General features: G+C 25.2%; 16 protein-coding genes. 1 reads left to right on the forward strand and 15 read right to left on the reverse strand.

Annotated elements, in window-relative coordinates:
• Positions 1-146 precede the first annotated feature (146 nt).
• Positions 147-830 (reverse strand): VTT domain-containing protein, encoded by a 684-nt coding sequence (locus J7M87_RS17385; RefSeq protein ID WP_291653005.1) that lies wholly within the window; start codon positions 828-830, stop codon positions 147-149.
• 416 nt (positions 831-1,246) lie between these two features.
• Here J7M87_RS17385 and J7M87_RS17390 point away from each other — a divergent pair, with 416 nt between their 5' ends.
• Positions 1,247-2,359 carry a DEAD/DEAH box helicase gene (locus tag J7M87_RS17390; protein WP_291653007.1) on the forward strand — a complete coding sequence of 371 codons (1,113 nt, stop codon included), beginning with the start codon at positions 1,247-1,249 and terminating at the stop codon, positions 2,357-2,359.
• Positions 2,360-2,559: 200 nt separating this feature from the next.
• Here J7M87_RS17390 and J7M87_RS17395 read toward each other — a convergent pair whose 3' ends face one another.
• From J7M87_RS17395 to J7M87_RS17460, 14 genes are all read right to left on the reverse strand, one after another.
• Entirely contained in the window at positions 2,560-4,821 is a 2,262-nt protein-coding gene (locus tag J7M87_RS17395; protein WP_291653009.1) for a glycogen/starch/alpha-glucan phosphorylase, read from the reverse strand.
• A 311-nt stretch (positions 4,822-5,132) separates the two neighbouring features.
• Complete coding sequence (locus J7M87_RS17400) at positions 5,133-5,945, reverse strand: nitroreductase family protein (protein WP_291653011.1); 813 nt, start codon at positions 5,943-5,945, stop codon at positions 5,133-5,135.
• 291 nt (positions 5,946-6,236) lie between these two features.
• Positions 6,237-6,950 (reverse strand): Crp/Fnr family transcriptional regulator, encoded by a 714-nt coding sequence (locus J7M87_RS17405; protein WP_291653012.1) that lies wholly within the window; start codon positions 6,948-6,950, stop codon positions 6,237-6,239.
• 169 nt (positions 6,951-7,119) lie between these two features.
• Positions 7,120-7,926, reverse strand: coding sequence for a DUF438 domain-containing protein (locus J7M87_RS17410; protein ID WP_291653014.1), 807 nt, complete (start codon positions 7,924-7,926; stop codon positions 7,120-7,122).
• Between the two features lie 31 nt (positions 7,927-7,957).
• Positions 7,958-8,659, reverse strand: coding sequence for an iron-sulfur cluster repair di-iron protein (gene ric, locus J7M87_RS17415; RefSeq protein WP_291653016.1), 702 nt, complete (start codon positions 8,657-8,659; stop codon positions 7,958-7,960).
• 261 nt (positions 8,660-8,920) lie between these two features.
• Positions 8,921-10,573: a hydroxylamine reductase gene (gene hcp / locus J7M87_RS17420; protein WP_291653018.1), complete on the reverse strand. Its 1,653-nt coding sequence runs from the start codon at positions 10,571-10,573 to the stop codon at positions 8,921-8,923.
• 143 nt (positions 10,574-10,716) lie between these two features.
• Positions 10,717-12,615 (reverse strand): FtsX-like permease family protein, encoded by a 1,899-nt coding sequence (locus J7M87_RS17425; protein WP_291653019.1) that lies wholly within the window; start codon positions 12,613-12,615, stop codon positions 10,717-10,719.
• Positions 12,615-13,367, reverse strand: a complete 753-nt coding sequence (locus J7M87_RS17430; protein ID WP_291653021.1) for an ABC transporter ATP-binding protein — start codon at positions 13,365-13,367, stop codon at positions 12,615-12,617. The genes J7M87_RS17425 and J7M87_RS17430 overlap by 1 nt, the downstream gene beginning before the upstream one ends.
• Before the next feature lie 96 nt (positions 13,368-13,463).
• Positions 13,464-14,489 carry a sensor histidine kinase gene (locus J7M87_RS17435; RefSeq protein ID WP_291653023.1) on the reverse strand — a complete coding sequence of 342 codons (1,026 nt, stop codon included), beginning with the start codon at positions 14,487-14,489 and terminating at the stop codon, positions 13,464-13,466.
• On the reverse strand, positions 14,489-15,160 hold the full coding sequence (locus J7M87_RS17440) for a response regulator transcription factor (protein ID WP_291653025.1): 672 nt from the start codon (positions 15,158-15,160) through the stop codon (positions 14,489-14,491). Before J7M87_RS17440 ends, J7M87_RS17435 begins: the two co-directional genes overlap by 1 nt.
• Before the next feature lie 222 nt (positions 15,161-15,382).
• Positions 15,383-16,723, reverse strand: a complete 1,341-nt coding sequence (locus J7M87_RS17445) for a DUF4179 domain-containing protein (protein WP_291653028.1) — start codon at positions 16,721-16,723, stop codon at positions 15,383-15,385.
• Positions 16,724-16,727: 4 nt separating this feature from the next.
• Entirely contained in the window at positions 16,728-17,267 is a 540-nt protein-coding gene (locus J7M87_RS17450; RefSeq protein ID WP_291653030.1) for a sigma-70 family RNA polymerase sigma factor, read from the reverse strand.
• Positions 17,268-18,098: 831 nt separating this feature from the next.
• Positions 18,099-19,952, reverse strand: coding sequence for an ABC transporter permease (locus J7M87_RS17455; protein ID WP_291653032.1), 1,854 nt, complete (start codon positions 19,950-19,952; stop codon positions 18,099-18,101).
• Complete coding sequence (locus tag J7M87_RS17460) at positions 19,939-20,697, reverse strand: ABC transporter ATP-binding protein (RefSeq protein ID WP_291653034.1); 759 nt, start codon at positions 20,695-20,697, stop codon at positions 19,939-19,941. The genes J7M87_RS17455 and J7M87_RS17460 overlap by 14 nt, the downstream gene beginning before the upstream one ends.
• Between the last annotated feature and the right edge of the window lie 478 nt (positions 20,698-21,175).

Genomic DNA, 21,175 nt, shown 5'->3' on the forward strand with positions numbered 1-21,175 from the left:
TAAACTTGACTAATAACATGTATTAAATAATATAAAATTAAAATTAATTAAAAACTATAATAGGAGTTGTATTATTGAAGTGACCTAAAATGTTAGGCATAAAACATCTAACATTGAGATTCAAATCATTGTAACAACTCCTATATTTATATTGATTTTATTAATCTAGTTAATTTTTCTTCTATTTTACTACTATTAATTACTATAATTGCAGATATTAATAGTACTCCTCCCCATCCCCATAAAGGTATTGATATACTTGCTGAACCTAATGCGCTTGCTATTAAAACTTCCCAAGGCCTTGTAAGTATTAATATAATAAAATATCTTTTAAAGCTAATACTACTAATCCCAACTAGAAAATTTATTATATCATCAGGGAAAAATGGAAGTAATAACATTAAAAAGATTATTATTTCTCCCTTTGGAGAATTTATTACTTCTTTGTATTTTTGTAAAACTTTTGTACTCACAAACCTTTCTACAAATGCCCTTCCACATATTCTTGATAAGTAAAATATTATTGCTGACCCACTAATTATAGCTAAAGTAGTTACTATAAAAGACTCCCACATTCCAAATACCATTGCACCTGCCACAGCACTTACATTACTAGGTATAGGAGCAATAATAATGGATGCCAATTGTAATAAGAAAAATACAATGTAAGCTTTATTTCCAAACCCTTCAATATAGCCTTTAAAATCTTCTAATGATGTCATATAGCCTAAAATACCACTTGACCTAAAATAAATTATTATAGAAATAAGTGATACTATTGCTATCAATAAATATATCCACTGTTTCGTCTGTATCTTACTTTTACTCATTAATTTTCTCCTTTTATAAATTAATCTATATAATTTAAATAAGCATCTATAAAAATACTAGTCTTAAATTACTCAGTACCTTTTATCTACTGCATATTTTTTATTAACTTCAGTATAATTTTAAAATCTTAATATATTTTCATATAAAGCTTAAGATTTCCTAAATATAAAGTAAAAAAAATCTGTACATATAATTTAAATACAGATTTTTTGTTTAATAATATTTTCAATTAATGATATAACTAAATAATTCATTCAATTTTAAATGAATTATAACTTTATATTGATTATTAATATATTAAATGTTATTATTAAGCCATTAATAGATAAGTAATATAATTGTGGAGCTTGGATGTCTTTCACCGGATACCAAGCTCTAATTTACTTTATATGACCTCTAAAGAAAGGAATTAATTATGAATTTTAAAGATTTAAAAATAAATACAAAATTAGTTGATGAATTAAAGAAAAATGGTATTACAACACCTACCAAAGTTCAAATTAATGTTATACCTGAAATAATCAATAAAAATGATGTAATAGGAAAATCCAAAACTGGCTCTGGAAAAACACTAGCCTTTTTATTACCTATACTTCAAAGAATAGATAGTAATTCTAAAAATACTGAAGTGCTAATTTTATCTCCAACTAGAGAACTAGCAATACAAATAACTGAAGAGGCTAATAAATTTAATATAAATAATATAGGAATATTAGCTGCTTATGGTGGAAAAGACGTTGGATCTCAATTAAAGAAACTTAATAAAGGTATTAATTTAATAATTGCAACTCCTGGAAGATTACTTGATCATTTAGAAAGAAATAGTATAAACTTAAGTAAGTTAAATACTGTTGTTATAGATGAAGCTGATCAAATGCTTTTAATGGGATTTAAAAATGAAATTGAAAAAATAATGTCTTATGCTCCTAAAAAGCTTCAAACTCTTTGTTTTTCTGCAACTATAGATTCTAAAGTAAAAAAACTAGCTTATAGATATATGAATAACCCAACTATAATTGATATTACAGAAAATGAAGAATCTGAAATTCCTAATATTAAACAAGAAGTAGTTAAAACTACAGATAGATGGAAAGTTGATGCTTTAGTTAAGGTTTTAGAAGAAGATAATCCATTTATGTCTATTATCTTTTGTAGAACTAAAAGAAGAGCTGATGAGTTAGAGATAAAACTTGCTACTAAAGGTATAAAAGCTGCTAAAATACATAGTGATGTTCCTCAAAATAAAAGAGAAAAGATAATGAAATCTTTTAAAGATTGTGAAATTCAATATTTAATAGCAACCGATGTTGCTTCAAGGGGAATAGATGTTACTGGGGTTACTCATATATATAATTATGATGCACCAGAAAGTGTTGAAAGCTATATTCACAGAATAGGAAGAACAGCTCGTGCTGGAGATAGCGGCTATGCATGCCTTATTACAGATCCTAAAAACTACAATATATTAGAGGAAATTGAAAGTTACTTACAATGTAAAATTCCTGAACGTGAAGTTAACTTCAGATAAAAAATAGACAATAAATAAACATATTATTTTAATAAATAAAAAGTTAATAGAAAAATTTCAAGGACGTCGCGTTTCGCGACGCCCTTGAAATTTAATTAGTAATAATTCTTTTCATAATTAATTACAGAAAAACAGTAGATAGATTTGTTTTATACAAACCTATCTACTGCCTCTTTGTAGTTGTAATTTATAATGATCTTCTACTTTAATTTCCAGATTTCCTTATTGTATTGTTCAATAGTTCTATCTGATGAGAAGAATCCCGCTTTACTAATATTAACTAAAACTTTTCTATTCCAAGTTTCTCTATCTTCATAATCCTTAAATACTATTTCTTTAGTTTTAATATACTCTTCAAGATCTAGTAATGTCATGAACCAATCCTTATTGATTAATTCTTTATGAAGTCTTGTTAAGTTTTCTTCATCTCCAACTGCTATCATTTCATCACTAACTATAAAATCAACTAATTCCTTTATTGCAGGTTTTTCATAATATTTTTTAGAAACATAATCTGCTTTTTTATAGTGTTCAATAACAGTTTCACTTGCTTCCCCAAAGATATAAATATTGTCATCTCCAACTAATTCATGTATTTCAACATTCGCTCCATCTTCTGTACCTAAAGTTAATGCTCCATTTAACATAAACTTCATATTACCTGTTCCAGAAGCTTCTTTAGATGCTAAAGAAATTTGCTCTGAAACATCACAAGCAGGGATTAATTTTGATGCTTTTGTTACATTATAGTTTTCTACCATAACAACTTTTAAATACTTATTAACTGCAGAATCATTATTTATAATTTCTTGTAGACATAAGATAGTATGGATTATATCTTGAGCTATTATATAAGCTGGTGCTGCCTTTGCTCCAAATATCATTGTTATTGGAGTTTCTGGGATATTTCCATTTTTGATATCTAAATACTTATGGATTATATAAAGAACATTCATTTGTTGTCTCTTATATTCATGAAGTCTCTTAATTTGAATATCAAATATTGAGTTTTCATCTATTTCAACACCTTGAGTTTCTTTTAGATAATTCTTAAGAGCAATTTTATTATTCTTCTTAATTTCTCCTAATTTTTTTAAAACCTCTTTATTATCTATATATTTTAATAAGTTTTCTAATTTAGTAGCATCCTTCTTATAATCATCTCCAATTAGCTCACTTATATACTTTGCAAGTTCATTATTGCAATGAATTAACCATCTTCTAAATGTTATCCCATTTGTCTTATTATTAAACTTCTCTGGATAAATATTGTAAAATGGTTTTAACTCTTCTTCTTTTAATATATCTGTATGAAGTGCAGCAACTCCATTTACACTAAATCCATAATGAATATCCATATGAGCCATATGAACTCTATTATCTTTATCTATAATATATACTTTTTCATCATCATACTTAGCTTTTACTTTATTATCTAATTCTCTTATAATTGGCATTAATTGTGGAACAACCTTATCTAAATATTCTATTGGCCACTTTTCTAATGCTTCTGCTAATATTGTATGATTTGTATATGCACAAGTCTTTGTAACTATTTCAATAGCCTCTTCCATTCCTATTCCTCTTTCTCCTAAAAGACGAATTAATTCAGGAATAACCATTGATGGATGTGTATCATTTATTTGAATAACTACATAATCATATAATTTATGCAAATCATATCCATTTTCTTCAACTTCTAATAAAATTAATTGAGCTGCATTACTTACCATAAAGTATTGTTGATATATTCTTAATAAGTGCCCTGCTTTGTCACTATCATCAGGATATAAGAATAAAGTTAAGTTTTTCTTTATTTCCTCCTTATTAAAGTTTATACCATCCTCTACTAGTGTTTCATCTATTGTATCTATATCAAATAAACGAAGCTTATTACAAGACTTATCATAACCTGTAATATCTATATCATAAAGACTTGATATAACTTTAAATCCTCCAAATAATACTTCAAATTTTATATCTGATTTATTTAACCAGCTTTCACTAGTTATCCATGGATTTTTTACTGCCTTTTGTTTATTATTTTCAAATACTTGCTGGAATAATCCAAAATGATAGTTTAACCCTACCCCATCCCCATTTAATCCTAAAGTTGCAATTGAATCTAAGAAACATGCAGCTAACCTTCCAAGTCCACCATTACCTAATGATGGTTCTAGTTCTATTTCTTCTATTTCAGTTAATTTTTTACCATTTACAGCTAATACTTCTTTAACTTCTTCATAAAGTCCTAGATTAATTAAGTTATTTGATAATAACTTTCCTATTAAAAACTCAGCTGAAATATAGTAAAGTTTTTTATCTCCTTTATTAGTTCCCTTTTTATTAATTGTTCCTTTTGTTAATTCTAATAAAGCTAAATAGATTTCTTCGTTACTTGCTTCCTTTATTGTCTTGTCAAATCTCTTTTCTAGAATTTTTGTTAAGTTTTCTTGTACCATTATTCTATCCCACCCTTAAATAATTATTTTAATTTTTAATAATCTTATTTATATTCATTTCTGTTTCACAGGTTTATCAAACCCTTTACAATTACTATAATATCAACTTTAGATATATTAATTTGTAAATTCATTCTTTTATTTGTATATTATTTATATAACTTTATAAAAATTTATTTTTCTATCTTTTTAAATACTAACATAATAAGAAATTACACTTATTCAATCAATTAACTAAAGATCACATATTTTTTTTAATTTTCTAGTGTAAATTAAAAGGAGATGCCCCAATACATCTCCTTTTAAAACATCTAATTATCTCTTACCCAAGAAATAACATATGCATATTTACTTTTAATAACTGGATTTATGAATTTAAATTCCCCATTAATCCCTTTTTCTTTCATATATAAATCAAAATGACAAAGTGCTATACCTATATCTATTTTATTCATGGTAATATTACCACTATTATATATATGAATATCATCCTTTACCTTAACTATTCTCCATGGTTGCTTGTTCATTGATGATGGTGCTAATCGTACCATTTCAAGTGCTTCTCCATACTCCTTTGCTTCTTCCTTTGAAATCGGAGTATCAAAATTTTCATTAAAGAATAATTCTGAATAATCTTTTCTTATATTTTTATGGTCTTTCATAAAAGAAGCAAGAAATGATTTCCTTCCCCCTTCATATCCAACTGGTGATACTACTGGTAATATTTCATTACTTTTCAAATTAATAGTCTTTCCAAAATCACCTTTACTAAATGTTCCTCCAAGCCAAACTGTACCTAGCCCCAGCGAAGTACAATATAATATTAATTTTTCAAATGTATATCCTAAGGCTTCTAATGCAAAATCTTTATTTTCACATGCACCTACTAAATAATAGTTTGCTCCTTTTATAACTCCATAAGTGCCTAGTCTAATTACATCTTTATAAGTCTCCTTCTTAATTAGATTTATTCTCACTTTTATTTTAAAAGGATTATCTAATTTACTTATATAATTCTCTATTTTTTCTATTAATTCCTGAGATAAAGTCTTGTCTTCATAATTCCTAACAGAATATCTAGCTCTTATTACTTCTTCTAATGGTTTATTAAATATCAACTCCATATAAATTATCTACCCCTCTTTTATAGCATACTAAATATACATTATATCTTTTATAATACCCCTTGCAATTATTTACAATATATTATATCATCTAATTTTTTTTATATCTATTGTAAGAATACCAGAATTTATTTTAAATAATTTATGGTAAATATTAAATAATATATTTAATGTAATATTATTTGATATATATGAAATAAAAAAAAGATAAATAATATCTACCTTCTTTTTACATAAACAATATAAATTATTCTTGCAATCGCAATATGTATACATAATAATACATCATTTTTAAAATATTGATTCTTCTAATAAGCTTAAATTATTAATTATTATTTTCTTCGTACCTAAAGCTTTAATAATATCTTCATTTTCTAATAAAGTTAGTTTCCTACTTAATGTTTCTCTTGCTATGCCACAATAATTAGCCATTCCTTCTCTATTTAAAGGCAAATCTATTTCTATCTTTCCATTTATATCTTTTCCATATTTCTCTGAGAACTCTAAAAGCATACAACATATTCTTGCTTCTGGATTATTATTAGATAAATTTTTCGAAAGATTTTCTACTTCTATTAATCTTTTATTTAATTCTGAAAGAAGTTTCAAACAAATGGAAGGATTAGAATATAATATATCTTTTAGATCCTCCCTTGAAATAGTACATAATTCAGTATTTTTTACTGCTACTGCTGATACATTACTTTCCTTAGTATCACCTAGTATATTACTTTCTCCAAGGAAATCTCCAACAGTTAATATATTTATAATTTGTTCCTTTCCAGTTGCAGTACTTTTACTTATTTTTATAATTCCTTCACTTATTATAAATAGCTTCGAAATTTTATCTCCTTCTAAAAATAGGCTTTCTCCTTTTTTTAAAACCATATGCTTTCTTACTGAAATTATCCTATCTAATTCCTCTTCAGAAAGTGATTCAAATATAGGTACTTCTTGTGCATATAATCTACTTGCACATTTTTCACAACAACAATCACAATTCAAAATAAAATACCTCCTAACCTAAATCATATAACTCAATTTAATTATACTATAAAATTCACATTTATAATTAAATTATATAATTTACAAGAAGGTATTTAATTAATTTATATATTAATTTTAAAAATTCACTTAATTTCAATTTACATTTAGCTTATTAAAGATAAGATTATTACTTACAATCTTCAGGTGTAAATGTACAATAACCTATATTATCACATTCTTTTTTCATATTATCCCACTTAATATCGCCTTCTATACTTTCTAATGCTGTAGGATATAATATATAATTTTCCTTGAATATATGATCTTTTAATTCAAAGCAAATAGCATTTGAAAGTTTCTTTAATTCGATTTTATATTCATTAAAATCTAAGTCTGCAACTGACTCACTTAATTCCTTTAATGCTTTTTTCTTTTTTCTTAAATCTTCATGCTCAAGTCTCATTATTCTAGTTGGACCAGTTATCCCCCTTATTTCAAGCTCTGGGAATAAAACATCTTCTTCTCTTTTATGATGTGGTTCAGCATCTAATATACTAATAATTAATTCAGTCACTCTTGTAAATTCTTTTCTGTTATTATCATAACTTTCCATTTCTAGTATTACATTTGTTGCTTCTTCTAACTCCTTTAAAAAGCTTAAAATCAATGCATGTTCTTCAACTAATGTATATAAGACATGTCCCTTAGATATATTACTTTGTAATTTTTCAAGTTCACCTTGTAAAATCATCATATGAATTTCACATAAATGTCTTAATTCACTTGGGTCCATTCCTTCTTCTACTAAGCTTTGCTCTGCCATAGAAAGTTCCAGCGGACTTATTGATTTAACAAGTTTTAATCCTTTTCCCTTTAAATCTTCTGTTAATCCCTTTTCATTCAGATTTCTTAAAAGTACTGTTAATTCCTTTATTTTTTCTTCATTAACTGCTCTATTTACACCATTATCTAAAATAAATCTTTTCTTTTCCAAATTAATCACCTCTATATTTTTAATCAAACTTCTATTGATATCTCTTAAATAAAATATTATTTTCTTTATGAATATGAACAAATAAGTCTTTTTCAAGATCATGCATCTTCATATATAATAATTTAAAGCTTGTACACGCCCACTCTGGAGCATTATAATCATCAGTAATATCCGCTAATTCTTTAAGTATATCTCCTGCTGCTTCATGTTCTCCTATAAAGCTTTCGATTTCTTCTTTTAAAATATCCTTCTTTGCCTCATCACTAGTAGCCTCAAATTCAATTATCTTTGGAAATAATATTTTTTCCTCTTTTATTAAATGTTCTTCTAACTCAGATTTTAATGCTCCAAAAAGTTTATGAACTCTTGTTAAAACTTCTGGTAAATGAGTATAATGAACTTTAAATACCTTAACTAGTAATGGGTCTATATCTCTTAGTAATTCAAAAGTTTTAGCATGATGAGTATTTATTATATGGTGAATTAATTCTTCTGAATTTCTTTCATTCCAATTTATATATGATGAATTATCAAATATAAATTCTTTAAGATCTTTATTTATATCTTCAATAAATTTATCTACATCAATATTTTTTTCTTTTAATGCAATTTCTAAATTTTTATTTCCACCACAGCAATAGTCTAATTGCATATCATTAAATTTTTCAACAATAGCAGGATAAATAATAACACATTCACCTAAACTTAGATTTTTATTTATATTATTTTTCATAATCAATCCCTCCAACCTTGTTTTCTTATCTATGAGTAAATTATAAGAAAATTTTTAAAATAAAAATGTGATTCAAATCAAATTTTGAAAAATTATAATCTTACATTAAAAAATGCATATATAACATCATAAAATCAGTTTAATCTTTAATCATTAAAATAATAAAAACTTTATATCATAACCTTTTTTTAACTTCAAAGTATAATAAGAATCAAAAAAATAAGAAGATATAGCATAACTACATCTCCTAAAATATTTATATTATACTATTTGTTGAAGACATGTCTTTAAATCTTCTTCTGGTGTACTAATAGGTTTAAGATCAAATGTATCTACTAGATATTGCAATACATTTGGTGATATAAATGCTGGCAATGATGGTCCTAAGAACATTCCTTTTATTCCAAGAGATAATAATGCTAATAAGTCTGCAACAGCTTTTTGTTCATACCATGATAAAATTATAGATAATGGTAATGCATTTACATCTGTATCAAAAGCATCTGCTAAAGATGTTGCAATTTTCACAGCAGAATAAACATCATTACATTGACCTACATCTAAAAGCCTAGGCAATCCATTTACTTCTCCAAATTCTAACTTATTAAATCTATATTTTCCGCAAGCAAGGGTTAAAATAATACAATCCATTGGAACTTGCTCAGCAAACTCTGTATAATAATTTCTTCCTGGTCTTGCTCCATCGCATCCTCCAATTACAAAGAAATGTCTTAGCTTACCTTCTTTAACTGATTCTACTATCTTATCTGCATGACTTAAAGTTGATTTATGAGCAAATCCTACTAGTATCTCATGTTCTTCTTCATCTTCTTCAAATCCACCTAACTCAAGTGCTTTATCTATTATTTCTGAAAAATCCTTATATCCATTTTCATCTCGTCCTATGTGCACTATTCCATCCCATCCGACAACACTAGTAGTATAAATTCTATCTTTATAACTTTCTCTTGGCTTCATTAAGCAATTAGTTGTCATAAGAATACATCCTGGTATATTATCAAATTCCTTTTGTTGATTTTGCCATGCAGATCCAAAATTTCCTACTAAATGCTTATATTTTTTAAGTCCATCATACCCATGAGATGGTAACATTTCTCCATGTGTATATATATTTATTCCTTTTCCCTCACTTTGCTCTAATAACATTTCTAAATCTCTTAAGTCATGGCCTGAAACAACTATAAATGGTCCTTTTTTAATATTTACATTTACTTTATGAGGTGTTGGATTTTTGTATCTAGTTGTGTTTGCATCATCTAAAACTCTCATAACCTCTACAGCTATTTCTCCAGTTCTCATTACCCAACGTATTAATTCTTCTACTTCGACACTATCATTTGTTATAATTTCTAATGCTCTAAAATAAAATTGATCCACTTGATCGCTATAAAAATCAATAAACCTTGATTGATGACCATAAGCAGATATTCCCTTTAATCCATAAAGAATAGTTGATCTTAATGATCTTATATCTGCATCTAATTCTTGATCATACATTATTCCCGCTTTAACTGCATCCTTTAGCATTTCCTGTTTAGTAGCACTTAAGTTATATGTAGCAGGATCAGGATAATCCCCCTTTGGTGCTTTGCTTCGTAATAACTCTTTTATTTTTTGAGAATCTTTAAGCATTTGTATATGTACTTCTACATCAAAGTTAACATTAGTTAAGGTTGTAAAAAGTCCATTTTCTACAAACTCAACTATTGTTTTATCTATAAGCTCCCCTTTGTCTATTAATGGTCTAGCATAACATGATATTCCTTTTAGCTGATAAATCAATAAATCCTGAAGATTTGCAACTTCTGGTGTTTTACCGCAAACCCCCATCTTAGTACACCCCTTGCCCCCCATAGTTTGCTCACATTGATAACAAAACATTGCATTATCCATATTCTTATCTCCTTTCTATATAAACCTATTCTTAGTTATATAACCCTATTATCAGTTATATAAACTTTTTTTATTCATATATAATACTCTGTTGAAAAACAAAAAATTCACGATTACCTCAAACAATCGTGAATTTTATATGTTTAATTTTTCTTTATTCCTATTATTTTTTTAAATCCTATTATTGAAATAATACAATTAACTATAAATATAACTATGCAAATTACTAAGCTAAGTAAATATACAAAATTCAAATTTTCTTTCATAAAATCAGCTAATGCATTAATTGCAAAATAACTATGAATTGCACCAACTGCTAATGGAATGAAATAAAATAATGCAACCTCTCTACTTATAGATTTACTTATATCTTTCTTTGAAGCTCCTATGCTTAGAAGAGTTTTATATTTTTGCTTATCTTCATTTGCATCACTATAAATTTTTATATAAATAATACTAGCTTCCGCTAATACCATTACTAAAAATAAGAATCCTCCAATTGCATAAACAAACTTTACCCATTCTATTGTTTTAAGCTCAAATTGCCCGTAAAATCCCTGAGTGGTTTCTAAATTTAGATTTTTTCCTATTTCATCTATTATATTAATTATATTTTCTTCATTTTCTATTTTAATGCCATAGAAGTTTATTTCAGTTGCTGTTTCTTTAAGCTTTTCATATTCATCATTATTAACAACTATAGTAGAATAATTTAATGCTTCACCAAAAACTCTGATTCTAGTGCTTTCACTTACATTAAACTTAACATCATTTAATGTAATGTCTTTAATATTTGATATAAAACTCATAAGCGTACCTGGTCTTTCAATGTATATAACATTATTACCTTCTACCATTTCCTCATTAAACTTATCTAAGTCTTTCTCATCACCATTTGCTTTTAATATATTGGATAAATTATCATAAGATACTACTATATATTCATTATTTTGATATTTAGGAACATCTCTTAATGTACTATTAACCTTTAGTACTTTAGTATTTAAGGAATATTTTTCTTCTCCAACTTCTTTTAATTTATGCGCTATTTCTTCTGAATTAAACTCATCTGTAGATGAAATTGCTAAAGAGTATAAAGTAATATTCCTTTGACTATTTTCATATGTTGTCTTCATTGAAAAGGCTGTTCCAAGAACTGTAGTAGTTGTTGCTGTTAGTATAGCTATAGTAGCATAAACAGTATAGTTTTTCTTAAATCTATAAGCTAAATTATTTATAGTTACAATATTTGATCCTTTGTACAATATAGATTTTCTATTAATTAAGAAATTAAATACTACTTCAAAAACAGCTCCAAATAATCCATATGTTCCTATACAGACTAATAATAAAGTCTTAAGAGCATTCATTGCTTCTTCATTTACTAAATAATATCCATATCCAATTAAAACCAATGAAATTATAGCAATTATATATATAAGAAAATTAACTTTAGGCATCTTTTCTTGCTTTTTACTTGCATTTAAAAGATCTACAATTTTACTCCTAACTATACTTATAAAACCTTTTATACTCATAAATAAAAAGATACACATAAAAATTGCTACAGGATAAATTATAGAATTAAAACTTATATTAAATGTAACATCTATATTAAAGTCTGCAATTTTAAAAACTATTATTTGAAAAAATTTTGATAAGCCAATTCCTATAATTGTTCCAATTATTATTGCGCTTACTCCAATTAACATCATTTCAATAAAATATATTTTTCCTATTACAGATGAATCAAGGCCCATAAATGCATAAATACCAATTTCTTTTTTTCTATTTCTCAAGAATATATTTGATGCATACCAAATAAAGAAAATCATAAATATAATTAAAATAATAGTTATAACTTTTAAAATAAGTTTGCTATATTCTTCATTCATGTCACCAAGGACTTTCATTGCATCACTATCCATCATAATTGAAAAATTACTTAAAACCACTACAGAAAATATCATTGAAATAAAGAACATAGTATAAACTTTTATATTATTTTTGAAATTATTATAAGCTATATTGAATACGCTCATTATTTAGCACCTCCTAAAGATGCTAACATATCAATTATCTTACTATAAAACTCTTTTCTATTATCTCCTTTATTTAATTGACACTTTATTTCTCCATCACTTAATATATAAACTTTATTAGAATAGCTTGCTGTAAGAGCATCGTGAGTAACCATAACAATAGTAGCATTTTCTTCTTTATTTGCTCTACTTAAAGATTCCAATAAATCTGATGATGATCGTGAATCTAATGCACCAGTAGGCTCATCTGCAAAAATTACTTTAGGTTCAGTTATTAAAGCTCTAGCTGCTGCCCCCCTTTGCTTTTGTCCCCCAGATAATTCATATGGATACTTCCTTAAATGCTCCTTAAGGCCGAATATCTCTGCAATATTAATTACTTTGTTTTCTATATCTTTAGTTTTCTTTTTTCCTAATGCTAATGGCAATGCTATGTTATCCATTAAATTCATATTATCTAACAAATTATAATCTTGAAATATAAATCCTATTTTATCTCTTCTTAAATTAGATAATTCCTTATTCTTAATCTTTGTTATATCTTTTCCATCAAGAATTATTTCACCTTTTGTTGGTTTATCTAAGCTTGAAATTAAATTAAGCAAAGTAGTTTTTCCTGCTCCTGATGGTCCCATTATTGAAATAAAGTCACCTTCACTTACAGTAAAATTTATATTATTTAAAACCCTTGTTCTAAACCCTCTAACTCCATACTCCTTAGATACATCTTTTAACTTTAAAATTTCTTTCATAACTAATTCCTCCAAAATTAACTTTAACTTTAATTTTATTTTAATAGTTTTTTAATTTGGATTCCTTCACTTAACCTTACCTTTTTAATTCTAATGTTACATTTTAGTAACCTTTAAGTAATCTGATATCTTATAAAAATATATATTAAACAAAGTATATTCACCCTTATTTGATTCCACAGAAATTTCATGCTCTAATTTGTTTAATACTTTTTTAGTAAAATAAAGCCCCATGCCAGTAGATTTATATACTTTATTTCTACCGTTACTTCCTGTAAAACCCTTATTAAATATCCTATCAATATCTTCTTTCTCTATACCAATACCGTTATCCTTAATGCATAGTTTTATGTATTCTCTATTATCCTCTGCATAAAATTCTATCTTACCATTTTCTTTTGAATATTTAATAGCATTATTAATTAATTGATCTATAACATAAATAATCCATTTTCCATCGCTATAAATATTATAATTTAAATTACTTGTAACAACTTCTATCTTATTTTTTATTAAGAAAAATGAATTGTTTCTTATAGATTTTTTGACTACATTTCCTAAATTTTCTTCCTTAATAAATATATCCTCTGAAGCTACTGTAGCTCTACTTCCATAAATAACTGAATTAACTAAAAAATTAATTTTTTCTGTTTCATTTTTTATGCTACTTGCTACATCATAATCCTCTATATCTTCTGAAATTATATTTAATGCTGTTATTGGTAATTTTATTTCATGAACCCATTTAGAAATATATTCTTCCATATCTCTTAATTTTTCTTCATATTCCTTAGTTTTAAAATCATACTTTCTATCTTTATTGTCTATAAGCTTAAAAATAATTTCCTCTTCTAAAGAATTTTCTTTAACATCTTCTAGAGAAATATCATTTTCATTTAAAATAGATTTATATAAATCGTAATATTTCTTTTTCCAATTAAAATAAGTCGTTGCTAGCCATATTAAATATATAGTAATCATAATAAAATCCAGGTAAATTAAATCACTAGTTCTACCGTTGAATGAATTTATTGAAATTAAATATATGTTTATTACTAATAATAAAGCTATTGAAAATATTATATTTATACTCTTTTCTTTCATAAATCTTATTAAGCCCATTAAACCGTATACCCTATCCCTTTCTTGGTCTTTATAAAATCATTTAATCCTAATTCATCTTTAAGTCTTCCTCTTAGCCTAGTTACATTTACAGTTAATGTATTATCGCTTACAAACTCATCATCATTCCATAAGCTCATCATAATTCTATCTCTTGATACTACTTTTCCTTTATTTTTAATAAGTATTGATAATATCTTCATTTCATTTTTAGTTAATTCAATAATATTATCTTCATATTTAAATGTACATTTTTCCATATCTAAGATAGTATCTTTATAATAAATAACAGAATCTGAAAAAGTATAATCATAGCTTCTTCTTAATAGCGCATTTATCTTAGTTATTAAAACTTCTATGGAAAAAGGCTTTGTTATATAATCATCACCACCATTATTTATTCCCATAATTAAATCCATATTTGAATCTCTTGAGGATAAAAATATTATTGGCACCTTAGATATTTCTCTAATTTTTTCACACCAATAAAACCCATCATAATATGGTAAATTAACATCCATTATTATTAAACTCGGTTTCTTTTCAGTAAAATCTTTTACTATATTGCTAAAATCATCTATAAGCTCTATGCTAAATCCCCATTTTTCTAAAGATAAAGAAAGTTGCTTTGATAAATCTAAATCATCTTCTACTAATAATATTTTTCTCATGATTGTTACCTCTCAATTATTTTTATGTAAATTATAACATTACTTACATATATATAAAACCTTATGATTTGTAAATAAACCAATCTTAAAATATTGTATATGTATTTCACTTTACTCATCTTAAAACTAAAATAAAAAAAGTAAATTAGTAAATATCATAGAACAGATATTAGCTAATTTACTTTTTTATTATATTTATCTTCACATATTATATTCACATACTTACTTTAAATCAGATAAATTTACTCTTATAATTTGGCTATCTAATAGTTCTAATAGCTTAGGATGATATAATCTTATATATATTCCACTTTCTTTATCTAGCTTTGGAAATATATAAGATGCCTTCATATCTAAATCACCGTACACTTCTTTGTTTGTTATTTCAGAAGCTATATAGTTCTCATCCCCATTAATAACTGGTAAATTATCAGCTGAAATATATCCTGTAGTTCTCATTGTAATTATAGTTTTATCATCCTTATTAACTATACTTTCTACTTCAATCTTTCCTAAGTTTCCTAAATCTAATTGAATTCCTTCATCTAATTTATAAGTAACCTTTCTATCTTCGCCATTTCCTATTTCACCTGTTTCACTAACAAAAGATATTATTGATAATTCTCCATCTTCACTAGGATTTTCGTATTCTTCTCTTATTATTATCCCATTATCATCAGTATCATTAGTTTTGCCTTTAAAATCTAAAATTCCCTTTTTACTGTCCCATAAGTAAGTAAGAAAATATACTCCACTACCTTGATTCAAAGTATTATTATTTAAAATTTCCATACTTATTCCTGTTGGATATTTTGTTAACTTAGTGATTTCACTTTCTACAACGTTATAAGAGATAGATTTACCAATCAAAAGCTCTTTACTCCTTATATTCCTACTATCCAAATTAATCTTAAGTGGTTCTTTGTTAATTTGTATAGTTTCTACATAATTAGATTTATTATATATGTCTATACTATTAATAGTAATAGTTCCATCTAATATCTCTGGCCATGTTTCACTACTATTTGAATTTATTCCGTAGCTAATCATAGCATAATAGGTATAATCATCAATAAATTCCTTTTTCTCCAATCCTCCAGTAGCATCAATATCAGCATTGACCTTTAAAGTAGTATTTAAATAGTAAATATTTGATTTATCAAGAACTTCAGTGCTTTTTATTTTATAAAAAAACTCTAACTTCGCACCATCAAAATATAGATCTTCAATATCTACAGTATATTTATCTTCACTTGCTGAATAGTTTTCTGTAACTGTATTACCTTCATATCCTGTATCTATTTTATTGTTTTTTGTAAAATACTCTAAAACCTTGCTTATTATAGGAATTTCTTGAGCATAAGCATTTATGAATATTCCAAATGATGTTGTGAACAATATTAACAGGCTTACAGCAATTACAAGTTTCTTATATTTTGCTAATTTATTCGTTCTATTTGCACTTTTATATGCATTTCTAGCTAATTCTTTTATATCCCAAGGTTCTTTAACACTAGATTTTTGAGCCATTTCTTTTAACTTTTTATCAAAATTATCATCCATATTGCTAATCCTCCTTTAAAATTTCATATAACTTTTCTTTCGCTCTAAAAACTCTAGATTTTACAGTTCCTTCAGGAATTGATAAAATTTTAGATATTTCTTTATATGACAAGTCATCGAAGTAAAATAATATGGTAGGGATTCTTAGCTCCTTTGATAATATTGAAATTGCATTGTAAAGATCTATTTTATTATCTGAATCAATTATATGTGATAAAATATTTTCAACGTTTTCTAAGTTAACAACTTTTTTATTTGAATTATAAATTTTATTGCATTCATTAATCAAAATTCTAATAGACCAAGTTTTAAATAAACTTATATTTTTTAATGTATATAATTTATTGTATATAATTATTAATGTATTTTGAATTGCGTCCTTAACATCTTCTTCAGATGATAAAATTCCTTTTGCTATTCTATAATAAGCAGTTGCATTAGGTTCTATCAAAGATATAAAAGTATCTTCTTCACAATTATTACTTAGAAATTTTATGTGTTCAAAGTGATTTAATCTTTTATCAGAATAACTTATAGTTTTCAAAATATCCCTCCTTCTAATAATTAGATATATAATTTTTATAAATAGTTCCATATACTTGTATTATTTTTTTAATATATCTCTAGCTTCTACTATAATCTTATATTAAGAGTTAATAAACTCCATTTCACAAATTCTCTTAAGTGATATATTCTCAATATTACTACTTTAGAAAAGCAGAATATTTGAATAATACATGTAGATATAAATTTTCTTATTTTAATAAATAATAAGAAAAAGAAGGGTATGTTACTGCTAATAGAAATTTTTATGCAATAGTTATACAAAACGGCTTATCTACATACTTCTACGAAATTGACTCATTATTATTTAGTGAAGTTTCTGCACTTTAACTTCCTATAGCAAATAAATTTAAATGGATTTTTGATGAAATATTTGAAAAATAGAAATTAAATATTACTAGCTTTAGTGATATTATCTTATTAAAGTTTATTTATTTGTACAAAATGCTATTTATCTAAAGTTTGGAGATGATTAGTTTATAAATTTAAGAAATATTAGAATTTCTTTTTTATATATTATTAACTTAATTGAGCTTATTTTAATAATTTCTTTTTTAGTTAGTTGAATTATCTTTTCTCTATTTATATTTTGCATTATAATCTCTTTTTCAAGTTTAATATATTAAATTAAATATATGTATTTAGTTTTTAAAGCTTATAAAATTTATAATCCTAAAGATTATATTATTAAATGGACATTAGTTAGTTTTATTTTTACACAAAATCAACTAATGTCCCATAAAATCAAACTAATTACTATCTTCTTTTTATCTAAATGCATTTGATTTTACTATCTTTGCAATATTTTTCATTAATACAAATTTCTTTTTATTTCTATTAAGTATTTATTTCTTATAATAATGAAATACATTATTTGAATAATAAAAAAACTTCCCATAACTGTAATTGCTGATATACTTATTTCCATTCCGAAAGCATTATTAAGTGCTAATAATGCAAATAGAGAATGTATTACTGCAACTATATATGGAAGCAAGAATAATACTCCAATTTCAATAGTTGATATTTTTTTAATTTCTTTAAAAGTTAAACCTATTTTATTTAGTTTACTGTATCTTACCTTATCTTCTTCTATATCCATATAATATTTGTTGTATAAGAAGCTTGCTGTAGTTACAAAGAAAATTATACCTATAAATATTGATAAGAACATAAATATCCCATAGCCTAATTTAATTGATTCTAATAAATTAGCTTTTATTAGTAAAACTCTTTCTTTACTATAGTTTTCTTCACCAAATCTTTCTAAGTAACTTCTTGATATATCTAATATATCTTTATAATTATCTACATTAATACTATAAAATGAAAATTCTAAAGCTTTAACTTGATCGTAGATATCATCATCTAAAATATATAAGCTTTCATATAAAGCTGGAAGAATATTATCTTCTATTTTTGAAATAATTTTAATATTTATATCATCAATTTCTATACTAGTAACATTTCTTGATACTGATGAAACTAATACCCCTTCATTGTTATTAAGGTTTACTTCCCCTTTACCAAATGAGTTAGCTAATTGATTATACACACCTTCGCTTATTATATTTATCTCATTATCATTATACTTTAACGATTTTATTTTTCCTTGAACTTTCTTATAGTCATAATTACTTTTATTTAATGCTACCTCTAAAAATGCTATTTTTTCATCAACATCTAAACTTTCTTCATTAAAAGCATAAAAAAATTCCTGTGGAAAACTATAATTAACTTCAGATTCTTTATTAAGCCAAAAAGAATATACTCCTCCAATAGATGTAAATGCCACTGCCGAAGTTATTGTTATAAGAAAAAACATCCTTGTATTATCTTTTATTCTATATAAAAGATCTGAAACCCATAACAATTTTGTCTTGTTCATATAAAATACTTTATTATTTCTTAGTTTATTTATTATAAAAACACTAAATTGTGAAAATAACAGATAAGTTCCAACTACAACAATAATCGTTACTGGTATAATCCTATAAATTATATTTTCCATAGTTGAAGTAATGGAAAAATAATATCCTAAAACAATTAATATAATACATATTAATGTAAGAATCTTTGATGATTTTGGTTCATTCTTTGGCTTTTTAGTTGCTTTAAGTAATGTTAATACTCTATCTTCTTTTATTATGCTAGTAGTAAAAATAGAAATTATCCCTCCCATCAAGATAAATCCTATTACTGTAATCATAATTGCCTTAATTGGTAAATAAAATTCTAAAATATTATATCCTAATAACTTTCCACTAGCTAACAAAAATATTTTTGAAAAAACTAAACCTAAAATAATTCCTATTAAGCCCGATAAAGAACTAATTAATATATTTTCTATTATTATCATTCTCTTTACTTGCTTATTTGAAGCTCCTATTATATAAAGAACTCCTATTTCCTTGTATCTACTTTTTAAAAATACGCTTACTGAATAAAAGATAAAGAAACATAAAAATAAATATGCTATACTCATAGTTAACTTAAAGCTAGCCTGCAAGTAATTACGAAAGCTACTTATATCTATATCGGGATGCAATATTAACATAGTAAAAGAAAATAATAATGCTGCCGAAATGCTACTGCTTAAGAAATATCCAAAATATGCTCTTATGTTTCTTATTACATTCCTAGTTGCAAATTCAATAAATTTCATTATCTTTTCCTCCTAGTAATGCAAGAACATCTAATATATTTTGATAAAACCGTTGTCTACTATCCTCTCTATAAATTTCATTATATATAGCTCCATCTTTTATAAATAGAATCCTATTGCAGTAACTAGCCGCTACTGGATCATGTGTAACCATCATTGTAGTAACATTTTCCTCTTTATTAATCTTTTCAAATAACTCCATTACTATTTTTGATGATTTTGAATCTAAATTTCCAGTTGGCTCATCAGCTAAAAGAATTGATGGGTCGTGAATTAATGCTCTTGCAACTGCTGTTCTTTGAGCTTCCCCTCCTGATACTTCAAAAGTTCTCTTATTTAATATTTTTTCAATTCCTAGAATCTTTGCTACCCTTTCTAGCTTTTTATTTTGTTCATTTACTGATACTTCATCTAATGTTAGTGGTAGTAATATATTTTCACCAATAGTAAGTGTGTCTAGTAAATTAAAATCTTGAAATACAAAACCTAATTCTCGTCTTCTAAATAATGCTAATTCATCTCCTTTTAATAATAGGGGTTTATTTTCATTTATCCTTATTTCTCCTGAAGTTGGCTTATCTATTGTAGAAATTACATTTAACAATGTTGTTTTTCCACTTCCTGAAGGCCCCATTACCCCTACAAATTCTCCCTCTTCTACAGTGAAGCTAATATTACTTAGCGCAGTAAATACAATCTTACTTCCATATATCTTTTTTAAGTTTTTAACTTCTAAAATCTCCATAATATTCTCCTCTTGTATATTTAAAATTATTATCTTTTTTAATACTAATACTGTAAGTGAAAATTTATTTAAAACCTTCAACAATAGCAATTACAATAGACTTTAATATAAATATTATATCAATCATTCCATTTATCCTCCTTTAAACTTTATATACTTAGTTTAATGGAGACTCAATTCTATGTACTATCTTTAAACCTTACACAATTATTACATGTATGTCACTTTTACTTTTATAGATATAAAAATAAGGCAAATCATATCAAATATAACTCACCATTATCTTATTACTTATACATTATTCAGTTAATAATATCTATAATCAAAATCATTAATATATTTAATTAAGTATATAATCGGAATTAAAAGTATTAATTATGTAAGCTAATAATATAATAACTTTATTTATATATTTTAAGCTTCGTATCATTTAATTAAATGTAAAGTTTTTATTGTAACTTTACACTATTAATTAGAG

This window comes from Clostridium sp. (assembly GCF_017888565.1).
Classification (GTDB): domain Bacteria; phylum Bacillota; class Clostridia; order Clostridiales; family Clostridiaceae; genus Clostridium.